Origin of the sequence: Legionella micdadei (genome assembly GCF_000953635.1) — a bacterium.
In the GTDB taxonomy this organism is placed as follows: Bacteria; Pseudomonadota; Gammaproteobacteria; order Legionellales; family Legionellaceae; genus Tatlockia; species Tatlockia micdadei.
In genome coordinates, this window is the sequence record NZ_LN614830.1 from 575,269 (window position 1) to 602,259 (window position 26,991).

The window sequence follows — 26,991 nt, forward strand, 5'->3', positions numbered from 1 at the left end:
TTGGTATATCCTTTTTATTAGCAGATGAAGTGGTTAGCTATTGAATAGCCCGCACAACATAGCATGGTTTTAAACTCATGAAAATGGTTCTTTGGGTTATGGATTAGCTTAACGAACAGCAGGGAGTAGATTGCCCCTCTTCTTCAATGAAAGGTTTCGAATCTATCGTTTTGAGTTCTTCATGATGAAGATCATCATACATTTGCAATGCAACCTGTAAGAGATTGTTAGCGAGTATCCAATCGGGAGTATCGCGCGCATAAGCTGCAGAATTATTGGCCAATAAGCCTAAACAAGCAGTATGGTCAGAATTTTTTCTGCTTGGAGAAGGGGAACCAAAATCGCCTTTGCGTAAATTTTTAGGTGTTGAAGGCGGAAGTTTGGCTAAAGTAGCCAATGCTGATTCTAAATTGTCCGCATTAGCATGGATAAGAAGGCTACGCATGCGCCCATTCATTGAGGAATCTGGAGTATTAATCATTTCACAGATGAGACGGACTAATGGTTCTGATTTATTTTGAGGAGGAAGGCCTATCAGCTTTCTCCAAACTGTATGTTTGAGAACTTCCTGCTGTGTGAGGAGCGTATTCCACTCTTCTAACATTTCCGATAAATTTCGAATTCTACTTCGTTGTTGCCTAAGGGGTGAAAGTTCTTCTAATGGCGAAAAAAAGCAGCAAAATAAATTGAAAGAGAATGAATCTTCTTCAGAAGCTAGTTTACTGTAGCGGGAAAATAGTGCTTGCACCTCGCCAGTTGACTTTACTCTGGGTAATTGCGTAATGAGTTCGGCTGCAAGTTGTTTTTGTTTTGATGAGGCAAACTTTGAAATTTTTAATAGGTGTAAGTAATCCTCAACAATCGAATTTCTCATCGGCTCCCTCCTATTAATGTTTGCTTTATTCTCTCAATCCAACTCCCTTTTTTAATAGGGTCATATTGAGCCCAGTTAATACAATCAACATTATGCAAATAATAAACATAGAGGTCAACATATCAACTTCATTTAGCCCAATCATGGCATGACGAAGTGCATTGACCATATAAAGTATTGGATTTAAATGAGAAATTTTCTGCCAAAATACTGGTAGCATGCTGGTTGTGTAGAAAACCCCTCCTAAATAAGTGAGAGGAGTAAGAATAAAGGTAGGGATGATCATGACATCGTCAAAATTACGCGCTACCAAGGCATTTGTAAATCCCGCTAAAGAAAACACTGCAGAAACCAGCAACACCACCAAAAGGGTCATTGGTAGATGATTAAGTTCTATCTTCACGAAAAAATAGGAAACAAGGAAAACCAGTATGGCAACGATTAAACCACGTAATACGCCGCCAAAAACATAACCCAGCAAGAGTAGTCCATCATGCATGGGGCTAACCAGCATTTCTTCAACACTTTTTTGAAAGCGGGCGCTAAACAGGGAAGTGGATACATTAGAATAGGCATTCGAGATCACTGACATCATAATTAACCCTGGCGCAATGAATTCTGAATAACTCACGCCGTTCATATAGCCGATGCGGTTTCCAATTAAGCTGCCAAAAATTAAAAAATAAAGAGCCGTGGTGATGACTGGCGGTAAGAAAACTTGGCTAAAGATTCGAAACATCCTCACCAATTCTCGCCTAACTACGGTATAAAGGGCTATAAATTGTTGCTTAGCGGCCATGGGTAATGAGATCCAAAAAAAGTTCCTCTAAACGATTTGTTTTATTGCGCATGCTATGGATGGTAACCCCATGCTGAGTTAATTTTGCAAAAACATCGTTGAGAGGGTATTGGTTATCGATGCGCAATTCAAAAGTATTATTATCGATTATTTTGGGAATAAAGCTATTGATGTTAGGCAAATGGGTAAACGGCTCGGCTGTGCTAAAGATTAAAGTTTGATGCCTCAATGTTTGTAAGAGATTTTTCATGGAGGTATTGGCCACAAACTCCCCTTGATCAATGATGGCAATATTTTTGCAAAGCTGTTCGGCTTCCTCAAGATAATGCGTAGTCAAGATGATAGTCGTACCTTCATCATTGGTTCTGGTTAAAAAGTCCCACATGGTGCGGCGAATTTCGATATCCACCCCTGCGGTGGGTTCATCAAGAATCAATACCTTAGGTTGATGAATTAATGCTCGTGCTATCATCAACCGCCGTTTCATGCCACCGGATAAATGACGCGCAATTTCACGCCGTTTTTCCCACAATCCAAGTTGTTCCAGCAGCATTTTTGCGCGAGAGGTGGCTTCTTTGCGTAAAATACCGTAATACCCGGCTTGGTTTATCAGAGTTTGCTCACACGTTTCGAAAATATTGAGATTGAATTCTTGCGGCACTAAACCTAAACACGCTTTAGCTAAGTCTGGTTTTTCATCCAAATCATAACCATGGATTTTAATGCTGCCCGAAGTTTTAGTAAGCAGGGTAGTGATTAAACCGATGGTCGTTGATTTGCCTGCGCCATTTGCACCTAGTAAGGCAAAGAAATCGCCGGTTTTAACAAGTAAATCGATTCCTTTGAGCGCTTCTACGCCATTAGCATACGTTTTGCGTAATTGATGAATTTCCAAAGCGTACATAAGTGGGTCATGATGCAAAAAAAGATTCATTATACACGAAGCTGGTCTCGTAAGTAGCTATAATTCAATCGGGAGATTGGCTTAGAAAACGACTGACATCGAGCGCGTTTTCAGCCACCCTGCGATGCTGTAACGTGTTTGTTTGGTTTCGCAAACCTCATGGGGTAAATCACTGCTAAAGCAAATGAAGCGATTACCAAGCGGAAGGACACTGGTAATGAGTCGCCCATCCTTATCATAGAGATTCAATTCACCCGCGTGTTCTTCTCGCCACACTTCGTTAAGATAATAAACACAAGATATGCGCCGCTCTTGAGCAGAGGCAAATTGATCGACATGTCTCTTGTAGAAAGAACCTGGTTGATAGATGGCGAAATGGGCTTCAAAATCGACCAAGCCTAAAAATAAAGTTTGGTTTAGGGTTTTGGTAATTGTCCTAATTTTGCTGAAATAGGCATTAATTGCATGATCCGTTAAGTCATCGTCTAGCCAGCAAATTTCATCCCTTCTAATGTCAGAGTTGCGCATAGCCCCGAATTGATGGCCAATTTTAGCACTCTTAAATTCACCTTGGTTGTGCATGTGCTCTGCTTTACAACGCAGCAATTCATAGTGTCCTTGTTCCAGAAAGTTATCCATAATATGGAAACCTTGCTGGTAAATATCATTTTCTAGTTGATTGTTCATTGTGTTAACAGTACTTTAATATCACGCCATTGGGGTAGGAACTGATCCATAAAGGTATAAAAACGCCTATTGTGGCTTGCTTCCAAGAGGTGTATCAGTTCATGCACCAATACGTATTCTAAGCATTCTGAGGGTTTTTTGATAAGGTTTAAATTAAGCCATATGCGCTTTTTAAGTGTATTGCAAGAGCCCCATCGCGTCCTCATGACTCTGATTCGCCAGGAATTGGCTTTCACTCCAATTCGAGATTCCCATTTGCTAATCAAGGAGGGTAAGTGCTCTTTCATTTGCTGCCGGTACCAGTTTTCTAAGAGTTTCTGTTTGTCTGCTGGGGTGGGCTGGGATTTTATATAGCAATGGATATACCCGTCTTCAATCACTATTTTGGAATGTTTCATGTCTTCATGAATAATCAAGGTGTATTTTTTACCAAGAAATTCATGCTGTTCACCTGATTCAAACGTCATTGGTAATTTTGGTGTTTGAGTTTTAAACTTAGCCCGCTGAGTCAGAATCCAAGTTCGTTTAGCTTCGATTTGATTGCGGATTAAATTCAAATGCAGCCTAAGAGGGGCGCTGATTTTGACATCGCCGTCAGGGGGATATATACGAAAGTAAATATTCTTAATAGGCTTTCTTAAAATCTCAATAGGGATGCCGTCCAGCTCGAGAAAGTTTTTGGTCATAGAAGTTCAAAGCAGCATTTTTGAGCGCTATTGTATACCCAAGCGGCTTCAAAATGCTATTTTAGCACCGCTAGTAACGTTCAGCAGGTATGCAGGGGCTATCGATGTATTCGCCATTAATTTTTAATACCATGTTCACGCTTGCTCTACGATAGCGGGATAAGGTGTCATACTGCGCCTGAGTAACATACCCGTAGGAATCTCCACAATAAACCAGTGAGTGGGCATGACTTGAGCGATTGGGTTTTAGTGGGATATCGCAGCCCCAACGAAAACGGGTTAAATCACAATTTGCGAATGTGGAAGAGAAAGGTAATAGCAGCAATAATGCAACTATACTAGTCTTTTTCATTGTACACTCCCTGGGTTTTAGTGTTATCTGTTCTTCAAAGCCGAGTAGGTAGGTTTGTGATCCAACCTACTCAGGGAGACTTTGCTACAAGTTAACTGCATAAACTTTGCCTAAATCGCGCGGGGTGTCCGCGGGATTTAGGACCCCCCCACCAATGCTTGGTCTCACAAACAAGCCGCAAGAGGTAGAATGGAGGAGTTGTTATTTTCTCTCTGTTTTATTTTTTGTCCTGTATAGAGGTTGTCGTTCGTCTTATGAAATTCTTTAAATGCTCTTTTAACATAGCACTAGAAAAAAGATTGATGGGGCAAAGATGTTTTTTAGAAGGAACTATAGAACAGCATGTTCATGAGTGAGTAAAAAGGTTTTATAGCACAAAGCATCAGCACGACCCATGTATCCTCCTGGATCGGTCTTTCCCACGACTCTATGGCAAGGAATAAATAAAGCGATGGGATTATTTTTGCATGCCTGCCCTATAGCACGAGGGCTGGATTGCAGGGTTTTGGCCAGTTCACCGTAGGTAACAGTTCGCCCGACAGGAATCACTAACAGCGCATTCCAGACACGTTGCTGATAGGTTGTGCCTTGGGGTTTTAGTGAAAGTTGAAAGCGATGGTGAGGATTTTGAAAATAATGATTGAGTTCTTGGGCAATTACCTTAGTGATTGGTAATTCGCTAGTGTTTTTCGATGGTGTGTCAGTAAAAATAGCGCGATGAATGTAATGCTCATCGTACTCAACTTCAAGCCAGCCAGTCGGAGTATTGAAAGCGGTAACGATGAGCATGGTAAGAAATTAACTTTCTTTTTTGCCAGTTAGCTTTTCTTTAATTCGTGCAGCACGGCCAGCTAGGTCGCGTAGATAGTATAGTTTGGCACGGCGTACATCCCCACGGCGCTTAACAATTATACTATCAACAATTGGGCTGTAGGTTTGAAAGACACGTTCAACCCCAACGCCATGAGAAATTTTGCGCACTGTGAATGCAGAATTCAAACCGCGATTACGTTTAGCAATGACTACACCTTCAAAAGCTTGCAAGCGTTCACGGTTGCCTTCTTTGACTTTCACCTGAACTAAAACGGTATCGCCTGAATTAAATTCGGGAATCTCTTTGCCTTTCATTTGCTCAGCATTCAATTGGTCGATAATGTTGGTCATGGATCACTCCTTAAATTGGATCAGTGCTCAGCCCTATCTCGCGAACAGCCGTATTGCGTGTATCTTACGAGAAAAATAGCTAAACTGCTTGATGCACAGCTATGCGCTGCCCTTTTGCATTGTTCTCGCAACAACATTCAAATCCAACCGTTCGAGTACACATAAGCAGAGGTACCTGAACTATTACTAAATTGGCATTCCTGTCAACAGGAATTGCCGTGTTCGCATTTAAATTCGACAAGCAGCTGCTTGTCTGTATCACTTAATTCAATTTGTTCTAAAAGGTCTGGCCGTTTAAGCCAGGTTTTACCTAGCATTTGCTTTCTTCGCCAGCGCTCAATATCCTTATGGTTGCCACTTAGCAGCACAGCCGGAACATCAAAGCCATTAATACTTGCTGGCCTGGTGTAATGTGGGCAATCTAAAAGACCGTTCATGAACGAGTCTTGCTCAGCTGACCCTGCATGTCCAAGACTGCCTGGTAGCAGTCGCACAATCGCGTCAATAAATACCATTGCCGCTAATTCACCGCCACTCAAAACAAAATCACCCAGCGACCATTCTTCATCAACATGATGAAGGATTACCCGCTCATCAATTCCCTCATAGCGTCCGGCTATAAAAAGCAAGGATTGTTCATTACTAGCCACCTGATTGAAATCAGACTGGCGAATTATTCTTCCTTGCGGGCTGAGATAAACCGTCTTACAGGAGTTTGGCATTTGGCTTTTTGCATGAGTGATTGCTGCGTGCAAGGGCTCATACATCATCACCATTCCTGGACCACCACCGTAAGGTTTGTCATCCACCTGACGGTAAGGCCGGGCTGCCCAATCCCGTGGATTCCAATAATCAATATTTGCAATACCTTGCTCTATTGCCCGTCCGACAACGCCATATTTCAGACTGGCAAACATTTCAGGCATCAAGCTAATTATGCCAAGATGTAACATTGATCTAAAAATCCATATCCCAGTCAACGGTAATAAGCCGTCGGCTGGCATTTACATCGATTACAAATTGTCCAGGCAGATAAGGGATTAAGTGGCGTTTTTCACCCTGTACTACGAGGACATCATTGGCTCCAGTAGGCAGCATTTCAATTACATTACCTAATACTTGCCCCTGGTGATTAATAACTTCCATACCAATAAGTTCATGCCAATAGTACTCTCCTGGTTCTAACGCAGGAAGTTGAGTACGACTAACAGCAATTTCGACGTTGGTTAAACGGGCTACTTGCTCACGTTCACGGTAACCCTCAATTTGCGCAAGAATCACTTTATCATGGATTTCTAGGTGCAGTACTTTAAAGGGTCTCCATTGATTATCAATGTAGGCATGCCAGTCTGTATAACGCAGGATGTTATCGCGTGGCTCGGTAAAGGAATGAACAGTAATATATCCTTTAATCCCGTGAGCTCTGCCAAAACGGCCGATAACAACCCAGTCAGTGCTATTATCCACGCTTACTTAGTATCAGTCTTCTTATTATATTCTTTGACTAGTGCCTTGACACGATCAGACAGTTGTGCGCCAAGACTTTGCCAATGAGTTAATTTATCCATTTCTAAATGCAAGCGAACCTCTTGGCCGCGTGCGATCGGATTAAAATAGCCAATTCGCTCAATATAGCCACCATCGCGACGCTTGCGACTATCAGTCACGACCATGTTGTAAAAAGGACGCTTTTTTGCGCCAGCCCGTGATAAACGTATAACGACCATTGCTTTCCTCTACTTATAAGAGTGGTTACGTAAAAAATGCCGTGTATTTTACGAAAATAAACCCGGCATTGGAAGCAGTTTTTCAATTATTTCAGGATTTCTCACTAAAAATAAGTAAACACCTTGATTTACACAAGAAAGTTACCCGACCTTGAGTTGTGAAAAGTCGCTAAATGCTTGCGAATTTTCTGAACAAAGAGTTCGGTTAATTTAAATTATTTACGTTCGTCAGGAAGGAAATTTTTCAGACCTGTCAAACCGCCAATCCCCCGCATCATTTGTTTCATGCCTCCTGGCTTAGTAAATTTTTTCATCATTTTTTGCATTTGTTCATATTGTTTCAGCAAACGATTAACATCTTGGATTTGGGTTCCAGAGCCTAAAGCGATGCGTTTTTTTCGAGATCCAGCAATGATTTTAGGAATACGTCTTTCTTTGGGTGTCATGGAGTTGATGATTGCTATTGTTCTTGCCATTGCTTTGTCATTAATTTGCCCCATTGCTTGTTGAGGCAATTGGCTCATGCCAGGGAGTTTGCTGAGCATACTGCTGACGCCGCCCATTTGGTTCATCTGCTCTAGTTGTTGTTTAAAGTCATCTAAATCAAACCCTTTTCCCTTTTTAAGTTTCTTCGCCAGTTTTTCGCTAGCAGCTTTATCGGCTTTACGCTCAACTTCTTCAATTAAAGTTAAAATGTCACCCATACCCAAAATTCGTGATGCAATTCGGTCTGGATGAAAAGGCTCTAAGGCATCGATTTTTTCACCAGAGCCTAAGAATTTGATAGGCTTTCCGGTGATTTGCCGCACAGAGAGGGCTGCTCCACCTCGGGCATCGCCATCAGTTTTCGTGAGAATTACCCCGGTCAAAGGTAGTGCTTCGTGGAAGGCTTTTGCAGTATTAACGGCATCTTGCCCAGTCATGCTATCGACGACAAAAAGGGTTTCTATTGGTTTAACTGCTTGGTGCAATGCTTTGATTTCTGCCATCATTTCGGCATCAATGTGGAGACGGCCGGCAGTATCCAGAATGACAACATCCATGTATTGTTTTTTAGCGTTATCTAAGGCTTTTTGGGCAATAGCGAGAGGTTGTTCGTGCGCTTCTGCTTCAAAAAAGGCCACACCAAGTTGGTTGGCTAATACCCTAAGTTGATCGATAGCGGCAGGTCGGTAAACGTCGACACTCACCAACATGACTTTTTTATTTTCAGTTTCTTTTAAATAACGGGCTAGTTTTGCTGCTGAGGTGGTTTTTCCTGAGCCTTGTAAACCGGCCATTAAGAAGACTGCTGGTGGTTGTGTTTTGAAATCTAATTCAGCGCGGGTATCACCAAGGATATGAACCAGTTCGTCATGAATAATCTTAAGTAAGGCTTGATCTGCCTTTAAATTTAGAGAAACTTCCTGCCCTAAGGCTTTTTGTTTAACCTGTTCGATAAAGTCTTTAACCACGGGAAGCGCAACATCTGCTTCGAGCAATGATATACGCACTTCACGCAGCATTTGTTGCATGTTTTCTTCAGTCAGACGCCCTTGGCCGCTTAAGTTTTTAAATACGCGGGTTAAACGCTCGGTTAGATTCTCAAACATGGTGATTACTCAAGATGCAAAACTATCATTATAGCATAATGGTGGGTAGAGTAGAATTGACACCAGCTTAAGTAAGCGACATTTTATTTCTATGTTTACTATGTACAACAAAGCAAGACTTGCTATCATGCCATTTTCAAATTCATGTAATTTAAAGTGAGATTGAGATGGCATTAGCGGCGGTAGTGATGATTGGCGGGGCCTCTGCCTCAGGGAAGACTGAGATTGCTGAAGAGATTGTTGATATGCTTACCATTCAAAATCGTAAAGCGATTGTTATTTCAATGGATCATTACTACAAACGTAAACAAGACAGGGAGAAAGTAGCTAATCCTGAGAATATGGATATCCCAGACGCTTTTGATCTAGAGCTTTTTCATAAGCATTTGAAGCAGCTCATCGCAGGGAAAGCAATAGCACGACCGACCTACTCTTTTTTAGTAAAAGACAGACTCCCTGAAACAGAAACCATTGATCCAAATGAGGTTGAGGTAATTGTTGTTGAAGGGATTCTTGCTTTACATGAGGTTTATAAACTTAAATTTGAAAATATCATTACTGCTTATGTTGAATCTGATAATTATTTGTCTTACCCAAAAAGGCGATGTTTACGAGATGTTAATCCAGAAACACGTAATACTTCAGAAGAAGAAACTCGAGACAGAGAATTGCATCACTATGTGAGGGATGCATTTTTTAGCGGGATTGCAACAACTAAAAGGTATGCAAAATATCAGCTTACTAATAATGACCCCGAACCTGGAAAATCAAAAGAAACTTGTATTGCGGTGAATGCTGCTTTGTTAATGGAAGCAATTAATTCCAAATTAACTAACAATAATAAAGAGGAAGAAATAGTAACTTACCCTGCGTCGCTAACGGCGTGAGCGCTTAAACATTTGGAGATAGGCGGTGCAACTTTCTCTCATGATTCAGATAATCGTTCTGATTTTTCTGATCCTCTTATCCGGCTTTTTTGCCGGCTCAGAAATTGGAATGATGTCTTTAAACCGCTATCGTTTACGCTATCTTGTCAAGCAGAACCATAAGCAGGCGATTCGTGTTAACCAAATGCTTGCACGCCCTGATAAATTACTCAGTGTGGTGCTCATTGGTAACACGTTAGCCAATATTGTCGCTTCAACGGTAGCCACTTTAATTGGTCATCGAATATATGGAGAAGTCGGTGTCGCTATCGCAACACTTCTGCTAACCGTAATAATTCTAGTATTTTCTGAGATGACCCCTAAAACATTGGCCGCCCTTTATCCGCAACAAGTGGCATTTGCTTCGTCTTTACCCTTGAAAATGGTGCAAAATCTCTTAGCGCCGATCGTACAAATCATTAGCTGGATAACCAATGGAATTTTGCGTCTATTTGGCATCTCAGTCGATAAAGTACAAAAAGAAGCGTTATCAGGAGAGGAATTACGCTCTGTAGTGCATGAGGCAGGAGGTCTTTTGCCGGTTGAGCATAAAAGTATGTTGATTAGTTTAATTGATCTTGAACGAGCCACAGTTGAAGATATTATGGTTCCCAAAACCGATATTATCGGCCTTGATTTGGAACAGCCCTGGCATGAGTTACTTGATCAACTCGAAACTGCACAGCACACGCGCCTGCCGCTTTATCGTGGCACAATTGATAATTTGGTTGGTATGATTCATGTGCGTAGCGTTCTTAGTTTGGCACTGGATGAATGCCTTGATATGGAAAATTTATTAAAAATTGCCGATGCGCCTTATTTCATCCCTGAAGCGACACCTTTAAATGTGCAAATTTTGAATTTTCGTAAAATGAAAAAACGCAGTTGTTTTGTAGTCAATGAATATGGGGACTTGCTAGGTTTGGTCACTATGGAAGATATCCTTGAAGAAGTGGTAGGAGAATTTACAACGGATATCGCTGATTTAAGTAAGGATATTTTGCAGCAGGAAGATGGTTCGGTAATTGTTGATGCCAGTATTACTCTTCGCCATTTAAGTCGGCTGTTAAATTGGCAATTACCGATGATTGGCCCCCGGACCCTTAGTGGCTTAATTATCGAGCATTTAGGCTATATTCCGCCTCCCGATTGTTGTCTACAGATTGAAAATTTTCGGTTCGAAATATTGAAGGTGGGGGATAATACAATTAAAACGGTGAAGATGATTAAAGTAAATAAGAAAAAAAGGGCTGTTTCAATGTAGTCTTCTCCTCTTTCTCGAATAACCTTAGTCTAAAATGAAAGTAATAGGTTTTGCAGAGTAAAGCAATGCATACAACTCTTGAAGCAGAAATACTAAAAAGCGAAAAGTTAAGAACGACAATTTTAGCCAGTATTTTCGCGATATTGTCTTTAATGTGGGTAGTATTCATCACTTTATCCCCCGAAGAATATCATCAAATCATGGGTAAAGCATCAGTTGCGATTTTGCCAGGTTATTTGGCTACAGTTTCTCTATATTTTTTGTTTATGCGCAGGGTCGCTTGTCATTACATCAAGCACAAAAAAATGATGCCAAACAAGCTGCGGTATTTTAATGCTTTTGTGGAAGTAAGTAATCCAACTCTAGCCATTATTTTTTTTTCAAATTACCAAACACCAGCTTATGTACTCCTAATGCCGCCTGTGTTGATTTATTTTCTTTTTATTATTCTTTGTGCATTGACTTTAAATGAATGGATATGTCGTTTTTCGGGGTTAGTCGCTGCCTTGGAGTATGGCACGGTTTCTTATTATATTCTCCATTTTACCGATACTTCAGGAATTGATCGTTTTTTAATAGAACGGCACACTTTTGCTGCTCGGGTGGCCCTTTTGTTAATTGGAGGTGTGGTGACAGGATTTATTACTTCTCAAATTAAAAAACGGCTTCAAGAAGCTTTCGATGCACAAAAGGAACGTGACAGAATTGAAAGTATTTTTGGTCAACACGTTTCTCCAGAAGTTGTCTCTAAATTATTATCAAAAGATGCAAATGCCAGTGAATATATACCTGTATGCATTATGTTTTTGGATATAAGAAATTTCACTCATTTTACTGAGCAAAACGATCCATCAACTGTTGTTAAGTATCTTAATAATTTTTTTCAATATACCGTAGAAATAATTCATGAAAATAAAGGTATTATCAATAAATTTCTAGGCGATGGATTTATGGCTGTTTTTGGAGCGCCTATATCTAGTGGTAATGACGTTGCCAATGCAGTAAAGGCGGCACTGACAATTATAAAACGCCGGGAAGAGGAAGTAAAAAAAGGGAATATACCGGACATGAAGTTAGGAATTGGATTACATTTTGGTTATGCGGTGACAGGTACTATCGGTACCAAAAGGCGCTTAGAGTATACTATTGTCGGGGATGTAGTTAATTCCGCAGCTCATATAGAGCAGTTGAATAAAACGTATAATACGAGTGTGTTAATATCTGAAGATGCAATCAACAAATTGCCCGAAATCAAAGCTGAATTTGTTGGGAATGCGACATTAAAGCATCGTGAAAATCCTATGAAACTATATCGGTTAATTTGAGTGCATTATAATTAGATGGTTTCTTGAGAAACCATCTAATTAAATCGACTATTAAATACCTAAACGTGAAGATTCTGACTCAAGTTGGTACCCTCGTTCCCGAAGCAATTCTGATTTTAACTCCCTAGCGAGGCTCTTAGCTGCTGACTCAAAAAGCCGAGAACTTGTGTTTTTTTCATGCAGCTTTTTATATATTCTCGAAAAATCACCAATTTTATCGGTAAGCGTTGCTTCTAATGTACTGTTTTTCGGAATAAAAAGATCAGGTTCTTCAGTTGTACATTTAGGAAATTTATCTAAAGAATACCCTTGATGAAGTTCGGCACTGAGTACTCTCATCAATATCGTTCGAAATGCTTCGTTGTTGGGGAGCAATGAGCGTAAACTTGTATAGCCGACAGGAATCTCTCCAGCTTCTATGGCCAATCTTAGTTTCGTGATGTGCTCTTTGATACGCTTGACAAGAAAGCCTGATTTCATCGTTCTTTCTTCAAGTTTAGCAAGTAGAGTGTCGTATTCAGGTAGGTCTTGGTGAGGGCATAAATAAGGTAATACCTCGCTTAAAGATAAATCGTTAAACTCAACTGCTTGATGAAAACGCAAAGGCTGTAATTGAATCACTGCACGCAGACGAAATTCCTGTTGTTCATCAACAAATTTGCTTGTTTCTAGATATCTTTTAATTTGGTCGTCATGCGATAAACTGCCTATGAATGAAGCTGAATCAAAAAAAGAGTCAGACATTACTGTTTCAATACAAGAGCGCAAGTATTTTGGTAAATGTTTTGCCTGTTCGAATTTGTCCTCGGTCTCATCTAAATAATTGTGGTAACCGAAATCCAAAATTTTAAAAATTTGTCTAAGTAATACAATTTGCTGGCCTTTAACCTGATATAACTCCATTTGTAGTCGGGTATTCTCAAGTGTTAAGAGACTCTGAACCGTATGCCAAGGATAATTGCTACGAATTTTGAATGATTCAGCATTTTGTTCCCCTATGACTTCATACACCAGGGTAGCTCGCCAAAGCACAGGATCTTTTTCCACCGAAATGAGTGAGTCAATATCAATACTATTCAGCGCTTCTGAAGACTTTTTTGAGGGTGATAAATCCAGTTTTTCTGCTTCTAATCCAGAATCTTTGATTTCAATCGCGGAGTTGGGAGTGCCGGGCACATTCCCATCAAATTTTTCATCGGTGGTTTCTGCAGGAAAGTCCTTCAAGTTTTTGAAGGAATTCATTTTTTCCCTGGACTTAAAAAAATTGAGAAAACTCTTCCCTTTGTTATTTTTTTTTCCTTTCTGCTCGAATCTCGCTTGCATAATCGTATTCCTTATTTCATCCTGTTTAAAATCCAGCCAAGATTTTAATTTAAATTCAAAATAAGATCAAATTGTTTTTAAATAGACCTATTGAGAAATAGATTAGCTTCAGAGTGACAGCCAGCTAAGGAAAGGCTATTGAAGGTGCTCTAATGATTCCCCTGTCTCACTTTCTTTGGTTGAAATCACTCGAGCAGTAAATAAATAACCACCGTTTCGAATCGTTTTAATCAGCGCAGGTTTTTTGGCATCCGTTTCAATTTTTTGTCTTAAGCGGCTAATTTGTACATCGATTCGTCGGTCAAAAGGATTAAGGTCGCTATTTTTGGTCACCTGGAGCAAAAATTCTCTACCTAGAACACGTTGCGGTTGACGTATAAAGGCAAGTAGCAAATCATATTCCCCCGCACTGAGCTGCAATTCTTGATTGGCGTTACTGAAAACTTGCCGCGAGGCTGGATATAGACGCCAGTCAGCAAAGAGCAAAACTTCCTTTTCTTGATCTGTTTCTTGAGTTGAGCGCTGAACTCTTCGGGTGATAGCACTGATCCGCGCATGCAATTCTCTAGGATGAAGAGGCTTAATTAGAAAATCGTCTGCTCCGGCCTCCAACATTTTAACGCAGGTTTCTTCATCACTGTGGTCACTTATGACAATTAAAGGGGCAGGGTAACGATGGTACAGTTCATCAATGATAGAAATTTCTCCTTTACAAAGAATCCAGTTAATTAGTACAGCGGCAGGTTGTTCGGTTTCTTTTTCCAGTTCAGACAAACTTTGTAATTGAATAATTTTATAATCAAATTTGGCAAAATACTCAGCAAGTTGATTATCCCAAGGGGAATGATCAATAAGCAGCAGGTATTTTTGATGCGATAGCATTGATTTATTCTCCATCCTAAATGATTGAGGCTTGGGTCCAAAGAAACTTCAAAATTATCGAAATATCTCAGGCGAAATTGTATCCATTCATTAAATTTTAATTTCAAACTTCTTAAAAATTCAAGATTATACACCGGTTAATAGTGGTTTTGCGATTTAATGAAAAGTATTTCTCTAAATACAAATGCACCATTTTGAATAGATTTTCTTTTTTAAGCATTACATAATGCGGGTATTTTGCTCATAGCAATAATGGATTGTAATTTGTAGAATAGGCTTCTGAAGCTATAACCTGTCACGGAGAAAAAGATGCCTAAATTGATTTGGTCATTCGGCCTGTTTTTTTGTTTATTGCTGAGCGCCTGTAAAAGCATTACACCCAGTGAATATGATGTTGCAGAAGTAGGAAAGTTAAAAAAAGTTGCTTCCGGAGTAATTATTTCAAAGCAACCTGTTAAATTCCACAGCAAAAGCCCCAATAATAGTCGAGTAGCTCCAGGTAGCGAATACATTGATGGAGGACAAGGCTATGTGTATGTGATCAAGCTGAATAACGGTACAATTGTTTCGGTAGCGCAATCTGAAGATTTGAAATTGAAAATTAAACAGCGTGTGCTAGTTGTGTATGGCAAACATACTCGCGTCCTTCCGGATGATAGTAGCAATAGTTAATCTGCTTTTATGCGGAAATCCTCAGCTACATAGTGGGATAATTTGAAAACAAATGATATTGACTGTTCATTAGCTATCGATTAATTGAGCTTTGCGCTGATTTCCTATTTTGAAATCAGCGCTTTTTCCTATTAGAGAACGAGGTTGCTCGTGATGCCCAAAGCAATCTTATCCCCAATTAATGTTTCCATTCCCAACAAAATCTAAACATTGGATAAGTTTTGTCTTATGCTGTTTTGCCCACTGCTCAAAGGATAATCCTTTACGGTTACATAGGATTTGCATGTCATCTTTTACATTTCCGATGAAAGCCATACGCCCATCTTCAATTTGGGCAAAGGATTCAGCCACGCTGTAAGCGTAAGGATCTAATGAGGCCAAATCGGTACTTTGATCGGTAAGGAATTGATCGGGTGGTTGCAGATCGGCTGTGATGTGTTTTCCGGTTGTATTGCTCAAGATTTTAATTAATTCTTGCAATTCCAAGGACTCAGTTGAGAACCAGTAATCTTTGGCATGATGTTTCTCCGGGCCTTCAATAAGGATTTTTGCTGCTGCCTCCGCAAGATCTTCTAAAGCAATCCAGCCACAGGGCTTTGATGTATACCAGCGAAATTTATTGTTCTTTAGAAGAGAAAAGTTAGTAAGATTTTGAAAGAAGCAATTGGGATGAAGAAATGTCCATTTAAATCCCAAATGTTTTATATAGCTTTCAATTAGTTGATGCCATGCAAAATGAGGTGTAGAGCAATCCCAAGCTTGGCTAAAAACACCTAAATGCACGATGAACTCAACTCCAGCTTTTTTTGCTGCATCAATTATAGTTTTAGATTGCGCCACCATTGAAACGGAATAACCGGTTAATAAAAAAAGTCGATTCGCACCTTGAAGTGCCGGGGCAAAAGTCTGTGGTTGGTCAAGATCAATATAGACGGAATTGCCATAACGATTGGCCAGAGCTTCGAGTTGCTCTTGCTTTCTCGCAGCAGGACGCAACATAATCTGGTCATTTTTAGCAAGTTCTGCTGTAACCAATTGACCAATTTGGCCTGTGGCCCCTAGGATCAAAACAACTGGTTTGTGATTTTGCATGTTCTTCCCTTAACATTGAGGTCTAGCGAATGTAAGCTGAATTGTGTTATTCGCTTGAGACAGTACTATTCAAATGCCAATTATAGACATAATTATCAATGTCATTGATATGTTTAAGTTGACTACTCAATGGCTCTTTAGCGAATTGCTTCAAATGGGTAATAACATCTTTCTTTGTGCCGCCAAAATCTTCATTAAACCAATCATAAATTTTTGATACAACCAATGCACCTTCGATGACTTGTGCGCCTCGAAGAGAGTTGACATAGTTAAATGCAGCTTCATTGAGAGCTGCATCAATTGTGGAGCCGCGATAAGCTTGTTTGCTTAAATTGGCAGCGCCTATAGAGCCATTATTAATTGCATACAAAGTGCGTTGATCATTCCAAATGGGTCGAATGATGCGATTTTGTATTTCATCAAGCGATAAGGAAACGCCATTAATGGTGACTACTTTTTTACCCCAAGGCCCAATGCTAAATAAGCCGGGAGAAATGTTGATTTCTTCAACACTCCCGACAGGATAATAATCGGCTATGATTTGCACAGTAAGCGCATTGTAAAGATTGATCCAAAAGGCTAATTGTTCATTACGGTTATAATTATTGATATCGATTTTCGACATTTTCTCAATATATCGCTGCAATAACGTGTAATCCTCATCTGTAAGATGGCTGTAATCGACTAAATTGATATTTTCTTGGTTTGTTAGGACTCTACGATTAAGGAATTCTTGCCAATCACTGTGGTCAATACTCGCTCTTGATAGAGGATTATTCACTTCCCATTCAGGCCACAGATTTTTATTAAACGAAGCGTGTGCGTTACTCATCACTAGAGTTAGGCTTATAAAAAGAATATACCCAACATATTTCAACAGGGTAAAAATAGAATGTTCAGGTTTCTTGGGTATATAGCGGTATTTAAAACGCTTAATACTAAACATTAATCTTGGCTCTATTTCGTAATGCACTGCTAATCGTATTCGCATCTAAGAATTCCAGCTCCCCCCCAGAGGGAATTCCATGTGCTAACTGACTAATGCGTAATGGGTGTCCACGCAAAAGTTCATGAATGAAATGAACTGTAGTTTGGCCTTCAACAGTAGGGCTTAAGGCTAAAATGACCTCTTTTATCTCTTCGCGAATGATAAGATCGCGCAATTGAGGCAAGCCAATGTCTTCAGGCCCAAGACCATCAAGAGGTGAAATTTTTCCCATTAATACATAATAACTGCCGTTAAATGCATTGCTTTGTTCAATTGCAGTGACATCAGCCGGATTTTCTACAATACAAATTGTCGATAAATCACGAGAGGGATCCTGGCAGAGTTTGCACAAATCTAGCTCAGTATAATTATTGCAACGCTTGCAATGCTGAATAGCCAGCATAGCTTGCTCGAGGCATGAGGCTAGATGCAAGCCACGCTGGCGTTGGTGTTGAAGAAGATGAAACACCATACGCTGCGCAGATTTGGGGCCAACTCCAGGTAGGCAACGGAAAGCATCCACCAAACGGCTTAAAGCATCCATTAGCTCTTTTATTCCTTATCTTCCTGATCCTTCATAAAATCAGTTGGAATATTAAGGCCTGCGGTCAACTGACTGATTTTTTCTTTAGACGCTTTTTCAACTTTGCGGACTGCATCGTTAAAGGCTGCTGCAGTTAAATCTTCAATCATCTCAACATCTTCTTCCATAAGTGTCGGATTAATTTTTATTTCAACGACATCGTGACGGCCATTCATTTTAACCTTAACCATTCCGCCACCTGATTCACCTTCTACGACTAATTTACTTAATTGCTCTTGGGCTTCTTGCATACGCTGCTGCATTTTTTGCGCCTCTTTCATCAAGTTGCCCAGATTTTGACTAATATCCATAGTTACCTCACGTTTAATTAACTTGTTAATTATAATTCATCTTTAACAGGGACAATAGAATTTTTGACCAATTCAGCTGAAAATTCTTGCCGCAACTGTTGAAAAATAGGATCATTTTGCAAATTTATTTCAGCCTCTTGTTGCTGTTGATTCTGGGCAATTTGCTTTTGCTGAGCAGGAGATGAGTGAATTGAATCTTCAGTACTAAGGTTAATTTTAATCAATTCGCCATAATAGATGCCAAGCGCCTGCTCGATACGGTTTACTACTGCGGGCGTAAATAAAGAACGATGTCCTTTGGCAACGCGAAGGATGACTTCTTGGCCTGATTTCGTAACAAATTCTGCATTTTCCGCTGCTGTTAAGGCCAATCCAGTTAATTTTAACTGAACTAATAGAGCTCCCCAATCATTGTTCTCGGGGCTAATCATAGGCTGCTTTTCTGGCTTGAAAGATGAAGCAGGAAGTTCTTCGGCCTGCTCTTCATAACCAATAGGTGTTAATTCGCGTTCCTCAGTTTTGTTGAAGTTTGCTGAGTCTGCTGATTTTTTTGCTGCCTCATAGGCGAGTGGCGGAATATCTACTTTAGAGGCTGGTCTAAATGCCAACATGCGCAATAAAGTCATTTCAAATCCAATTGCTAAAGACGGTGCCAGATACATTTCGTCGGTACCTTTAATACCAATTTGATAGAATAATTGGACATCTTCAGGGCTAAATTGATTTGCCAGGGTTTTTATTTCAGGTTTGCTGCTGATCAAAGGGTTATCGCTGGGGAGAGTCTGCTCAATTGTAATTTGATGGAGATAATCAAGTAATTCATCCAATACGTAGCGAAAATGCCCACCTTCACTTGCGATTTGCCTACTCAACTGAATGAGTTCTTGTGCATCCAATTTTGCCAAGGCTTGTAATACTTGTATTGCGTAATCTTGTTGTGTGTAGCCTAAAATTAGCTTTACTTCTTGCGCCTTGAGATGTTTATCGGTACTGGCGATAGCCTGATCGAGCAAACTCAACGCGTCTCGCATACTTCCTTTCGCTGCTTTAGCTAAGATCTCTACAGCTTCCAGTTCGAAGGTTAGTTGCTCATCTTTTAGAATATACTGCAAGTGCTGGCTGATCATTTCTGCGGGTAAATGCCTGAGGCTGAATTGCAGGCAACGTGAAAGAACGGTGACAGGCAGTTTTTGCGGATCAGTAGTTGCCAATAAAAATTTCACATGAGAGGGTGGTTCTTCCAGCGTTTTTAATAACGCATTGAAACTATGCTGCGAAAGCATGTGCACTTCGTCTATTAAGTAAATTTTAAATCGTCCGCTCGTTGGGCTATATTGGACATTCTCTAAAAGCTCACGGGTATCTTCCACGCGAGTTCTTGAAGCGCCATCAATTTCAATTAAATCGATAAAGCGACCTTGTTCGATTGCTAGGCAGGTATCGCATTGCAAGCAAGGCTCGGCACTAATCCCTTGTTCACAATTCAATGCTTTAGCTAAAAGCCGGGCAACGCTGGTTTTACCAACCCCGCGTGTACCAGTAAAAAGGTAGGCGTGATGCAATCGCTGTTGGTTAAGCGAGTTGATTAAAACCTTATTTATATGTTCTTGGCCAACCAGTTGGGAAAAGGTACGTGGCCGCCATTTACGCGCTAGTGCCAGATAGCTCATTGGACGTTCACAAATTGGCGGCAGCTCTAGAAGCCACACCCCGGCGCCCGCATCAATTGCTACCGCTGCTCCCTTCCGGGCCTGACGGGGTTCACAATCTATCGTCGCGAGGGGACCAATAGAGCCACCATCGTTGAATTGCGAAGAGTAACAAAAAAAAATAGGGATGGCTAGGTTTTCTGCAAGAAATCATGGATGATAATTTCAATAGTTACAATCAGTAGATGCCATTCCTCACGGTTGCACTTCACTTACATAGTTAGTCTTGCTGACTCTTCTCTTTCACTGATGGAATCATTATAAGGCGTTACTACCCCTCCTGTAGGTACTAAAGTAGTCTGTCGTGCTTTAATAGCCTCAACTTCAGCGACAGTAGTTGTATGCTTAAAGCCACAGTACCGTGCGTCATAGCCCAAATCGGAAACCTCTTTTTCTTCAATAGGCTCGAATCCTAATCGTTTACCATATAGATTTTTAGCATCGGTATTAAATACGCGTGTCAGTATATAGAACTGTGTTCCTGCCGGATAATGAGATAATATGCATTCCATTAAGTGTCTACCGATTCCTGCCCCACGCGTTTCAAGATAATTGTTTTATTAAATTGTCAGAAATTGAATGAGTTAAGACGATCATTTTTCCATAAATTTTTGAATTTTTTAGAATGAAAACATAAGATACGTCACACTCTGCATGTGATTAAATGAAATCTGTATTATGCCTAAGCTTTTACCTTGGCTTAACTGGATAACAACAACCAGTTTTGCATTGTTTCAATTTTATCTTCAAACAATGGCTGGATTAATGGCCACCGAATGGAAAAAAGATTTCCATTTAACAAGTACGGAAGTGGGGGCATTGTCTAGTGCCTTTTTTATTTCTTATGTGTTGATGCAAATTCCTGTTGGCCTTGCCTATGATCGCTTTGGACCACGCAAAATTTTAATTCTTGCTTCGTGCTTACTTTCGCTTGGTATTTTTTCTTTGGCTTTCAGTCAATCGTATTGGCAAGCTTATATCGCCCGATTGATTATGGGGGCGGGTAGTGCTTTTGGTTTTGTGGGAATGCTACATGTTACTTCTTCGTGGTTTTCAGCACGGTACTTCGCTTTATTGATTGGGATTTCTGAAACCCTAGCAATGCTTGGAGTAGCGGGGGGAGAAATCGGGATGGCATTGATTATTACCCATTATAGCTGGCGAGCAACGATGATTTTAGCGGGTTGTTGCGCTTTGGTAGTCACTATAATCATAACGCTTGTTATTCGTAATCAACCATCCTCTATGCAAAAAAATAAGGGAGAGCATTTAACTTTGGGTTCGGCACTCAAACAAACTTTATCAAATAAGCAAGTTTGGCTAGCTGGTTACTACGGTTTTGCAATGTTTGCCATCGTTAATGTAGTAGTAACGTTATGGGGAGTTCCCTTTTGCATGCAAAAATTCCAGCCGCTGTCTTTAGAGTCAGCTGGCGGCATGATGTCAATGATTTTTATCGGCATTGGCATTGGTGGTCCTTTAACTGCTTGGCTTATTGAGCGTTGGAAGCAAAGACGAATGTTAATGGGATTCTTTAACGGTCTTACTGCAGCCCTTTTTGCGATACTATTATATGTCCCTGAGTTATCATTGTGGCAATTGTATCCTATACTATTATTGATGGGTTTTTTCTCATCCTGCTATATTCAATCTTTTGCTGTGGTAAAAGATGCAGTGCCCGATACTATTCGCGCCACTGCTTTATCGACATGCAATATGATTCTTATGATGAGTGCGCCTCTATTACAACCTGCAGTAGGCAAACTTTTAGAAATGGACTTAACCTTTTCGCAGGCACTATCTATTGTGTTAGTAGCGCTTATCATAAATATAGTCATATCATTGAGTTTGGATAAAAAGCCCTTGGAAGAAGAACTTTCGTTAGAAGAAAAGATTTTTCTAAAAAATTAAAGAAAGTGTTTGACAAGGAGATAGGGATGAGTAGAATACGCATCACGCCTTCGGGGTGTGTTCATTAAGAAGATAGAAGACAAACTGTGTGGGCGCTTTGAGTGAATGAAGTGCCGAATGAAGAAGTAAAGAAGCTAGTGAGACTAGCACAGGAATTGAACTGAAGAGTTTGATCCTGGCTCAGATTGAACGCTGGCGGCATGCTTAACACATGCAAGTCGAACGGCAGCACGGTCTAGTTTACTAGATGGGTGGCGAGTGGCGAACGGGTGAGTAACGCGTAGGAATATGCCTTAAAGTTTGGGATAACATGGGGAAACTCATGCTAATACCGGATGAGCTCTTAGGAGGAAAGCTGGGGACCGCGAGGCCTGGCGCTTTAAGATTAGCCTGCGTCCGATTAGCTAGTTGGTGGGGTAAGGGCCTACCAAGGCGACGATCGGTAGCTGGTCTGAGAGGATGATCAGCCACACTGGGACTGAGACACGGCCCAGACTCCTACGGGAGGCAGCAGTGGGGAATATTGGACAATGGGGGGAACCCTGATCCAGCAATGCCGCGTGTGTGAAGAAGGCCTGAGGGTTGTAAAGCACTTTCAGTGGGGAGGAGGGGTGATAGGTTAAGAGCTAATTATCTGGACGTTACCCACAGAAGAAGCACCGGCTAACTCCGTGCCAGCAGCCGCGGTAATACGGAGGGTGCGAGCGTTAATCGGAATTACTGGGCGTAAAGGGTGCGTAGGTGGTTTTATAAGTTATCTGTGAAATTCCTGGGCTCAACCTAGGGTGGTCAGATAAGACTGTGAGACTTTGAGTATAGGAGAGGGTAGTGGAATTTCCGGTGTAGCGGTGAAATGCGTAGAGATCGGAAGGAACACCAGTGGCGAAGGCGGCTACCTGGCCTAATACTGACACTGAGGCACGAAAGCGTGGGGAGCAAACAGGATTAGATACCCTGGTAGTCCACGCTGTAAACGATGTCAACTAGTTGTTGGCCTTATGAATGAGGTTAGTGACGAAGCAAACGCGATAAGTTGACCGCCTGGGGAGTACGGTCGCAAGATTAAAACTCAAAGGAATTGACGGGGGCCCGCACAAGCGGTGGAGCATGTGGTTTAATTCGATGCAACGCGAAGAACCTTACCTACCCTTGACATACAGTGAATTCTGCAGAGATGTGGAAGTGCCGCGAGGAGCACTGATACAGGTGCTGCATGGCTGTCGTCAGCTCGTGTCGTGAGATGTTGGGTTAAGTCCCGTAACGAGCGCAACCCTTGTTCTTAGTTGCCAGCGCGTAGAGGCGGGGACTCTAAGGAGACTGCCGGTGACAAACCGGAGGAAGGCGGGGATGACGTCAAGTCATCATGGCCCTTACGGGTAGGGCTACACACGTGCTACAATGGCCGGTACAGAGGGCGGCGAAGGGGAGACCTGGAGCAAATCTTTGAAAGCTGGTCGTAGTCCGGATTGAAGTCTGCAACTCGACTTCATGAAGTCGGAATCGCTAGTAATCGCGAATCAGCATGTCGCGGTGAATACGTTCCCGGGCCTTGTACACACCGCCCGTCACACCATGGGAGTGGGTTGCACCAGAAGTAGATAGTCTAACCAATGGGGGACGTTTACCACGGTGTGATTCATGACTGGGGTGAAGTCGTAACAAGGTAGCCGTAGGGGAACCTGCGGCTGGATCACCTCCTTAATAGAAATGAAAGGTACGACGAGAGCTCAAAGCGCCCACACAGTTTGTTTTCAAGAGAATTGCGACAGCAAAGCAACAGAAAGCCGAAGCAAAAAATTTTGCATTTTTTTTGTTGGTCGATAACGACTGGCAAAAGCTGAGGCAAAAATTGGGTCTGTAGCTCAGTTGGTTAGAGCGCACCCCTGATAAGGGTGAGGCCGGTGGTTCAAGTCCACCCAGACCCACCAATCAGTCGTTTCGGGATTATCAAGGCCAAAGAATTCTCAGTTTAAAGAGGCTGAGAGTGCTTTTGTCTGGAATATCCGGAAGTTCATTAACAATTTGGTAGAGAAATAGAGGTAACACAAGCGAATTAGTATTGTCCTTGTAGTATAACCGATGGCGCTTGGAACGGGGCTAATGGGTCCTGTTTTGAGAATCTTTGCAATGTTTTTTTCGTTAATCGATGAAGAGGAGCGAAAAGGGCGCTGTAGGGAGGTGGTTGAGGTTATATGGTCAAGAAGAGAAGCGCAAACGGTGGATGCCTTGGCAGTAAGAGGCGAAGAAGGACGTGGAATCCTGCGAAAAGCTTTGGGGAGCTGGAAACGAGCTGTGATCCGAAGATGTCCGAATGGGGGAACCCGGCTTTGCGAGAGCGAGGTCATCTGTGACTGAATACATAGGTTACGGAAGCGAACTCGGGGAACTGAAACATCTAAGTACCCGAAGGAAAAGAAATCAAACGAGATTCTCCAAGTAGCGGCGAGCGAACGGGGAGGAGCCTGGTGTGATATATCATTGAAGCGAGTAGAAGGTTCTGGGAAGTACCACGATACAGGGTGAAAGTCCCGTATACGAAGCGGATATGAGGAACTAAGCACACGAACAAGTAGGCTGGGACACGTGAAATCCTGGTTGAATATGGGTGGACCATCATCCAAGGCTAAATACTCCTTACTGACCGATAGTGCACCAGTACCGTGAGGGAAAGGCGAAAAGAACCCCGGAGAGGGGAGTGAAATAGAACCTGAAACCGTTTGCGTACAAGCAGTGGGAGCTAGGTTTAGGCTTAGTGACTGCGTACCTTTTGTATAATGGGTCAGCGAGTTACTTTCAGTGGCGAGGTTAACTAATAAGGGAGCCGTAGAGAAATCGAGTCTGAATAGGGCGAGAGTCGCTGGGAGTAGACCCGAAACCGGGCGATCTAGCCATGTGCAGGATGAAGGTTGGGTAACACCAACTGGAGGTCCGAACCGGGTAATGTTGAAAAATTATCGGATGACGTGTGGCTAGGAGTGAAAGGCTAATCAAGCCCGGAGATAGCTGGTTCTCCCCGAAAGCTATTTAGGTAGCGCCTTGTGGGATGATTACTGGGGGTAGAGCACTGTTTCGGCTAGGGGGCTGTCATGGCTTACCAAACCGATGCAAACTCCGAATACCGGATAATTGGACCACGGGAGACACACGGCGGGTGCTAACGTCCGTCGTGGAGAGGGCAACAACCCAGACCGTCGGCTAAGGTCCCAAAGTTATGGTTAAGTGGGAAACGATGTGGGAAGGCACAGACAGCCAGGAGGTTGGCTTAGAAGCAGCCACCCTTTAAAGAAAGCGTAATAGCTCACTGGTCGAGTCGGCCTGCGCGGAAGATGTAACGGGGCTAAAACCATACACCGAAGCTGCGGATGTGCACTAAGTGCACGTGGTAGGGGAGCGTTCTGTAGGCTGAAGAAGGTTCACTGAGAGGTGGGCTGGAGGTATCAGAAGTGCGAATGCTGACATGAGTAACGATAAAGTGGGTGAAAAACCCACTCGCCGGAAGTCTAAGGTTTCCTGCACGACGTTAATCGGAGCAGGGTGAGTCGGCCCCTAAGGTGAGGCAGAAATGCGTAGCTGATGGGAACCAGGTTAATATTCCTGGACTTTTTGTAAGTGGTGAAGCGGGGACGAAGAAGGCTAGGTGAGCCGGGCGATGGTTGTCCTGGTACTTGCATGTAGGCTGAGGGGTTAGGCAAATCCGGCCCCTTGTTAAGGCTGAGGTGCGAAGTGGTTCTGACACTACGGTGTGCGGAGAAGTCATTGATGCCAAGCTTCCAGGAAAAGCCGCTAGCCATAACTTACAGAGAACCGTACCGCAAACCGACACAGGTGGACAAGTAGAGAATACTAAGGCGCTTGAGAGAACTCGGGTGAAGGAACTAGGCAAAATGGTACCGTAACTTCGGGAGAAGGTACGCCCTTTTTGGTGAATTGACATGCTTAATGAGCTGAAGAGGGCCGCAGAGACCAGGTGGCTGCGACTGTTTATTAAAAACACAGCACTCTGCAAATTCGTAAGAAGACGTATAGGGTGTGACGCCTGCCCGGTGCCGGAAGGTTAATTGATGGGGTTATCTTCGGAGAAGCTCTTGATCGAAGCCCCGGTAAACGGCGGCCGTAACTATAACGGTCCTAAGGTAGCGAAATTCCTTGTCGGGTAAGTTCCGACCTGCACGAATGGCGTAACGATGGCCACACTGTCTCCACCCGAGACTCAGTGAAATTGAAATCGCTGTGAAGATGCAGTGTACCCGCGGCTAGACGGAAAGACCCCGTGAACCTTTACTATAGTTTTGCACTGGACTTTGATGATGACTGTGTAGGATAGGTGGGAGGCTATGAAGTGCGGACGCCAGTTCGCATGGAGCCGCCGTTGAAATACCACCCTGTTATTATTGAGGTTCTAACTTGGGCCAGTAATCCTGGCTGAGGACAGTGTATGATGGGTAGTTTGACTGGGGCGGTCTCCTCCCAAAGAGTAACGGAGGAGCACAAAGGTACCCTCGGTACGGTCGGACATCGTACCAAGAGTGTAAAGGCAAAAGGGTGCTTGACTGCGAGAGTGACGGCTCGAGCAGGAACGAAAGTTGGTCTTAGTGATCCGGTGGTTCTGAATGGAAGGGCCATCGCTCAACGGATAAAAGGTACTCCGGGGATAACAGGCTGATACCGCCCAAGAGTTCATATCGACGGCGGTGTTTGGCACCTCGATGTCGGCTCATCACATCCTGGGGCTGAAGCAGGTCCCAAGGGTATGGCTGTTCGCCATTTAAAGTGGTACGCGAGCTGGGTTTAGAACGTCGTGAGACAGTTCGGTCCCTATCTGCCGTGGGCGTAGGAAAATTGAGAGGAGCTGCTCCTAGTACGAGAGGACCGGAGTGGACGAACCTCTGGTGTACCGGTTGTGACGCCAGTTGCATTGCCGGGTAGCTAAGTTCGGACGGGATAACCGCTGAAAGCATCTAAGCGGGAAGCCTCCCTCAAGATGAGTTTTCCCATGAAGCCCGTTGAAGACTACGACGTTGATAGGCGAGGTGTGGAAGCACAGTAATGTGTGTAGCTAACTCGTACTAATTGGCTGATTGTCTTGACCATATAACCTGAACTGCCTTTAGGTTATGAGTGAAGAAGCAAGGCAATATTGAATGACAGGGCAATGTAAATTGCTCAGACAAATGAATACAGAGTTTGTGTTAACCTCTATCCACTTTACCAAGCTGATTG

At 42.3% G+C, this 26,991-nt stretch carries 25 protein-coding genes, 1 tRNA gene, 2 rRNA genes and 1 other RNA gene; 8 read left to right on the top strand and 21 right to left on the bottom strand.

Going from position 1 to position 26,991, the window contains the following annotated elements:
* Positions 1-103 precede the first annotated feature (103 nt).
* The 12 genes from LMI_RS02625 to ffh all read right to left on the bottom strand — a co-directional run bounded on the left by LMI_RS02625 (position 104) and on the right by ffh (position 8,785).
* Complete coding sequence (locus tag LMI_RS02625) at positions 104-874, bottom strand: hypothetical protein (protein WP_045098414.1); 771 nt, start codon at positions 872-874, stop codon at positions 104-106.
* A 25-nt stretch (positions 875-899) separates the two neighbouring features.
* Positions 900-1,673: an ABC transporter permease gene (locus tag LMI_RS02630; RefSeq protein WP_045098415.1), complete on the bottom strand. Its 774-nt coding sequence runs from the start codon at positions 1,671-1,673 to the stop codon at positions 900-902.
* Positions 1,663-2,577 (bottom strand): ABC transporter ATP-binding protein, encoded by a 915-nt coding sequence (locus LMI_RS02635; RefSeq protein ID WP_045100523.1) that lies wholly within the window; start codon positions 2,575-2,577, stop codon positions 1,663-1,665. Before LMI_RS02635 ends, LMI_RS02630 begins: the two co-directional genes overlap by 11 nt.
* A gap of 81 nt (positions 2,578-2,658) precedes the next feature.
* Complete coding sequence (locus LMI_RS02640) at positions 2,659-3,216, bottom strand: 2OG-Fe(II) oxygenase (RefSeq protein ID WP_349267100.1); 558 nt, start codon at positions 3,214-3,216, stop codon at positions 2,659-2,661.
* 44 nt (positions 3,217-3,260) lie between these two features.
* On the bottom strand, positions 3,261-3,950 hold the full coding sequence (locus LMI_RS02645) for a M48 family metallopeptidase (RefSeq protein WP_045098417.1): 690 nt from the start codon (positions 3,948-3,950) through the stop codon (positions 3,261-3,263).
* A gap of 70 nt (positions 3,951-4,020) precedes the next feature.
* Positions 4,021-4,302, bottom strand: a complete 282-nt coding sequence (locus LMI_RS02650; RefSeq protein ID WP_045098418.1) for a hypothetical protein — start codon at positions 4,300-4,302, stop codon at positions 4,021-4,023.
* A gap of 330 nt (positions 4,303-4,632) precedes the next feature.
* Positions 4,633-5,091: a methylated-DNA--[protein]-cysteine S-methyltransferase gene (locus LMI_RS02655; RefSeq protein WP_045098419.1), complete on the bottom strand. Its 459-nt coding sequence runs from the start codon at positions 5,089-5,091 to the stop codon at positions 4,633-4,635.
* A 9-nt stretch (positions 5,092-5,100) separates the two neighbouring features.
* Complete coding sequence (gene rplS, locus LMI_RS02660) at positions 5,101-5,466, bottom strand: 50S ribosomal protein L19 (protein WP_045098420.1); 366 nt, start codon at positions 5,464-5,466, stop codon at positions 5,101-5,103.
* A 203-nt stretch (positions 5,467-5,669) separates the two neighbouring features.
* Complete coding sequence (gene trmD / locus LMI_RS02665) at positions 5,670-6,419, bottom strand: tRNA (guanosine(37)-N1)-methyltransferase TrmD (RefSeq protein ID WP_045098421.1); 750 nt, start codon at positions 6,417-6,419, stop codon at positions 5,670-5,672.
* Between the two features lie 4 nt (positions 6,420-6,423).
* The gene (gene rimM, locus LMI_RS02670) at positions 6,424-6,933 is read right to left on the bottom strand and encodes a ribosome maturation factor RimM (protein ID WP_045098422.1); all 510 of its coding nucleotides are present in this window, start codon (positions 6,931-6,933) and stop codon (positions 6,424-6,426) included.
* Positions 6,934-6,935: 2 nt separating this feature from the next.
* On the bottom strand, positions 6,936-7,193 hold the full coding sequence (rpsP, locus tag LMI_RS02675) for a 30S ribosomal protein S16 (protein ID WP_045098423.1): 258 nt from the start codon (positions 7,191-7,193) through the stop codon (positions 6,936-6,938).
* A gap of 215 nt (positions 7,194-7,408) precedes the next feature.
* Positions 7,409-8,785 (bottom strand): signal recognition particle protein, encoded by a 1,377-nt coding sequence (gene ffh / locus LMI_RS02680; RefSeq protein ID WP_045098424.1) that lies wholly within the window; start codon positions 8,783-8,785, stop codon positions 7,409-7,411.
* Between the two features lie 167 nt (positions 8,786-8,952).
* Between ffh and LMI_RS02685 the strand changes: the two genes are divergently transcribed.
* The 3 genes from LMI_RS02685 to LMI_RS02695 all read left to right on the top strand — a co-directional run bounded on the left by LMI_RS02685 (position 8,953) and on the right by LMI_RS02695 (position 12,300).
* Positions 8,953-9,672: a uridine kinase family protein gene (locus LMI_RS02685; protein WP_045098425.1), complete on the top strand. Its 720-nt coding sequence runs from the start codon at positions 8,953-8,955 to the stop codon at positions 9,670-9,672.
* Between the two features lie 40 nt (positions 9,673-9,712).
* Positions 9,713-10,975 carry an HlyC/CorC family transporter gene (locus LMI_RS02690; protein WP_161939860.1) on the top strand — a complete coding sequence of 421 codons (1,263 nt, stop codon included), beginning with the start codon at positions 9,713-9,715 and terminating at the stop codon, positions 10,973-10,975.
* A gap of 65 nt (positions 10,976-11,040) precedes the next feature.
* The gene (locus LMI_RS02695; RefSeq protein ID WP_045098427.1) at positions 11,041-12,300 is read left to right on the top strand and encodes an adenylate/guanylate cyclase domain-containing protein; all 1,260 of its coding nucleotides are present in this window, start codon (positions 11,041-11,043) and stop codon (positions 12,298-12,300) included.
* A 51-nt stretch (positions 12,301-12,351) separates the two neighbouring features.
* Here LMI_RS02695 and LMI_RS02700 read toward each other — a convergent pair whose 3' ends face one another.
* Together LMI_RS02700 and LMI_RS02705 are read right to left on the bottom strand one after the other, a co-directional pair.
* On the bottom strand, positions 12,352-13,542 hold the full coding sequence (locus LMI_RS02700) for a hypothetical protein (protein ID WP_143001014.1): 1,191 nt from the start codon (positions 13,540-13,542) through the stop codon (positions 12,352-12,354).
* Positions 13,543-13,758: 216 nt separating this feature from the next.
* Complete coding sequence (locus tag LMI_RS02705; RefSeq protein WP_045098429.1) at positions 13,759-14,505, bottom strand: response regulator transcription factor; 747 nt, start codon at positions 14,503-14,505, stop codon at positions 13,759-13,761.
* A 309-nt stretch (positions 14,506-14,814) separates the two neighbouring features.
* Between LMI_RS02705 and LMI_RS02710 the strand changes: the two genes are divergently transcribed.
* Entirely contained in the window at positions 14,815-15,177 is a 363-nt protein-coding gene (locus tag LMI_RS02710) for a hypothetical protein (RefSeq protein WP_045098430.1), read from the top strand.
* Positions 15,178-15,345: 168 nt separating this feature from the next.
* Here the strand turns inward: LMI_RS02710 and LMI_RS02715 are convergent, their stop codons facing one another.
* The 7 genes from LMI_RS02715 to LMI_RS02740 form a co-directional block, all read right to left on the bottom strand.
* Positions 15,346-16,269, bottom strand: a complete 924-nt coding sequence (locus tag LMI_RS02715) for an NmrA family NAD(P)-binding protein (RefSeq protein WP_045098431.1) — start codon at positions 16,267-16,269, stop codon at positions 15,346-15,348.
* Positions 16,270-16,315: 46 nt separating this feature from the next.
* A complete protein-coding gene (locus tag LMI_RS02720; protein ID WP_045100524.1) occupies positions 16,316-17,101 on the bottom strand; it encodes a DUF547 domain-containing protein in 786 nt (261 codons plus the stop codon).
* A 106-nt stretch (positions 17,102-17,207) separates the two neighbouring features.
* Positions 17,208-17,801 carry a recombination mediator RecR gene (gene recR, locus LMI_RS02725; RefSeq protein ID WP_045098432.1) on the bottom strand — a complete coding sequence of 198 codons (594 nt, stop codon included), beginning with the start codon at positions 17,799-17,801 and terminating at the stop codon, positions 17,208-17,210.
* 8 nt (positions 17,802-17,809) lie between these two features.
* The gene (locus tag LMI_RS02730; protein ID WP_045098433.1) at positions 17,810-18,151 is read right to left on the bottom strand and encodes a YbaB/EbfC family nucleoid-associated protein; all 342 of its coding nucleotides are present in this window, start codon (positions 18,149-18,151) and stop codon (positions 17,810-17,812) included.
* A gap of 29 nt (positions 18,152-18,180) precedes the next feature.
* Positions 18,181-19,821, bottom strand: a complete 1,641-nt coding sequence (gene dnaX / locus LMI_RS02735; RefSeq protein ID WP_045098434.1) for a DNA polymerase III subunit gamma/tau — start codon at positions 19,819-19,821, stop codon at positions 18,181-18,183.
* 24 nt (positions 19,822-19,845) lie between these two features.
* An RNA gene (ffs, locus tag LMI_RS15045) (signal recognition particle sRNA small type) lies at positions 19,846-19,942 on the bottom strand.
* A gap of 130 nt (positions 19,943-20,072) precedes the next feature.
* Positions 20,073-20,372 (bottom strand): hypothetical protein, encoded by a 300-nt coding sequence (locus LMI_RS02740; protein ID WP_045098435.1) that lies wholly within the window; start codon positions 20,370-20,372, stop codon positions 20,073-20,075.
* A 166-nt stretch (positions 20,373-20,538) separates the two neighbouring features.
* Here LMI_RS02740 and LMI_RS02745 point away from each other — a divergent pair, with 166 nt between their 5' ends.
* The 4 genes from LMI_RS02745 to LMI_RS02760 all read left to right on the top strand — a co-directional run bounded on the left by LMI_RS02745 (position 20,539) and on the right by LMI_RS02760 (position 26,862).
* A complete protein-coding gene (locus tag LMI_RS02745) occupies positions 20,539-21,771 on the top strand; it encodes an MFS transporter (RefSeq protein WP_045098436.1) in 1,233 nt (410 codons plus the stop codon).
* A gap of 157 nt (positions 21,772-21,928) precedes the next feature.
* Positions 21,929-23,472 (top strand): 16S ribosomal RNA (locus LMI_RS02750).
* A gap of 150 nt (positions 23,473-23,622) precedes the next feature.
* Positions 23,623-23,699: transfer RNA gene (locus LMI_RS02755), tRNA-Ile, on the top strand.
* A 266-nt stretch (positions 23,700-23,965) separates the two neighbouring features.
* A 23S ribosomal RNA gene (locus tag LMI_RS02760) occupies positions 23,966-26,862 on the top strand.
* Together the 16S and 23S rRNA genes with 1 tRNA gene alongside form the textbook arrangement of a ribosomal RNA operon.
* The last annotated feature ends 129 nt before the right edge of the window (positions 26,863-26,991 follow it).

Coding starts and splice junctions, on each gene's coding strand:
- LMI_RS02625 (WP_045098414.1), bottom strand. CDS start 874: ATGAGAAATTCGATTGTTGAGGATTACTTACACCTATTAAAAATTTCA.
- LMI_RS02630 (WP_045098415.1), bottom strand. CDS start 1,673: ATGGCCGCTAAGCAACAATTTATAGCCCTTTATACCGTAGTTAGGCGA.
- LMI_RS02635 (WP_045100523.1), bottom strand. CDS start 2,577: ATGTACGCTTTGGAAATTCATCAATTACGCAAAACGTATGCTAATGGC.
- LMI_RS02640 (WP_349267100.1), bottom strand. CDS start 3,216: ATGGATAACTTTCTGGAACAAGGACACTATGAATTGCTGCGTTGTAAA.
- LMI_RS02645 (WP_045098417.1), bottom strand. CDS start 3,950: ATGACCAAAAACTTTCTCGAGCTGGACGGCATCCCTATTGAGATTTTA.
- LMI_RS02650 (WP_045098418.1), bottom strand. CDS start 4,302: ATGAAAAAGACTAGTATAGTTGCATTATTGCTGCTATTACCTTTCTCT.
- LMI_RS02655 (WP_045098419.1), bottom strand. CDS start 5,091: ATGCTCATCGTTACCGCTTTCAATACTCCGACTGGCTGGCTTGAAGTT.
- rplS (WP_045098420.1), bottom strand. CDS start 5,466: ATGACCAACATTATCGACCAATTGAATGCTGAGCAAATGAAAGGCAAA.
- trmD (WP_045098421.1), bottom strand. CDS start 6,419: ATGTTACATCTTGGCATAATTAGCTTGATGCCTGAAATGTTTGCCAGT.
- rpsP (WP_045098423.1), bottom strand. CDS start 7,193: ATGGTCGTTATACGTTTATCACGGGCTGGCGCAAAAAAGCGTCCTTTT.
- ffh (WP_045098424.1), bottom strand. CDS start 8,785: ATGTTTGAGAATCTAACCGAGCGTTTAACCCGCGTATTTAAAAACTTA.
- LMI_RS02685 (WP_045098425.1), top strand. CDS start 8,953: ATGGCATTAGCGGCGGTAGTGATGATTGGCGGGGCCTCTGCCTCAGGG.
- LMI_RS02690 (WP_161939860.1), top strand. CDS start 9,713: ATGATTCAGATAATCGTTCTGATTTTTCTGATCCTCTTATCCGGCTTT.
- LMI_RS02695 (WP_045098427.1), top strand. CDS start 11,041: ATGCATACAACTCTTGAAGCAGAAATACTAAAAAGCGAAAAGTTAAGA.
- LMI_RS02700 (WP_143001014.1), bottom strand. CDS start 13,542: ATGAATTCCTTCAAAAACTTGAAGGACTTTCCTGCAGAAACCACCGAT.
- LMI_RS02705 (WP_045098429.1), bottom strand. CDS start 14,505: ATGCTATCGCATCAAAAATACCTGCTGCTTATTGATCATTCCCCTTGG.
- LMI_RS02710 (WP_045098430.1), top strand. CDS start 14,815: ATGCCTAAATTGATTTGGTCATTCGGCCTGTTTTTTTGTTTATTGCTG.
- LMI_RS02715 (WP_045098431.1), bottom strand. CDS start 16,269: ATGCAAAATCACAAACCAGTTGTTTTGATCCTAGGGGCCACAGGCCAA.
- LMI_RS02720 (WP_045100524.1), bottom strand. CDS start 17,101: ATGAGTAACGCACACGCTTCGTTTAATAAAAATCTGTGGCCTGAATGG.
- recR (WP_045098432.1), bottom strand. CDS start 17,801: ATGGATGCTTTAAGCCGTTTGGTGGATGCTTTCCGTTGCCTACCTGGA.
- LMI_RS02730 (WP_045098433.1), bottom strand. CDS start 18,151: ATGGATATTAGTCAAAATCTGGGCAACTTGATGAAAGAGGCGCAAAAA.
- dnaX (WP_045098434.1), bottom strand. CDS start 19,821: ATGAGCTATCTGGCACTAGCGCGTAAATGGCGGCCACGTACCTTTTCC.
- LMI_RS02740 (WP_045098435.1), bottom strand. CDS start 20,372: ATGGAATGCATATTATCTCATTATCCGGCAGGAACACAGTTCTATATA.
- LMI_RS02745 (WP_045098436.1), top strand. CDS start 20,539: ATGCCTAAGCTTTTACCTTGGCTTAACTGGATAACAACAACCAGTTTT.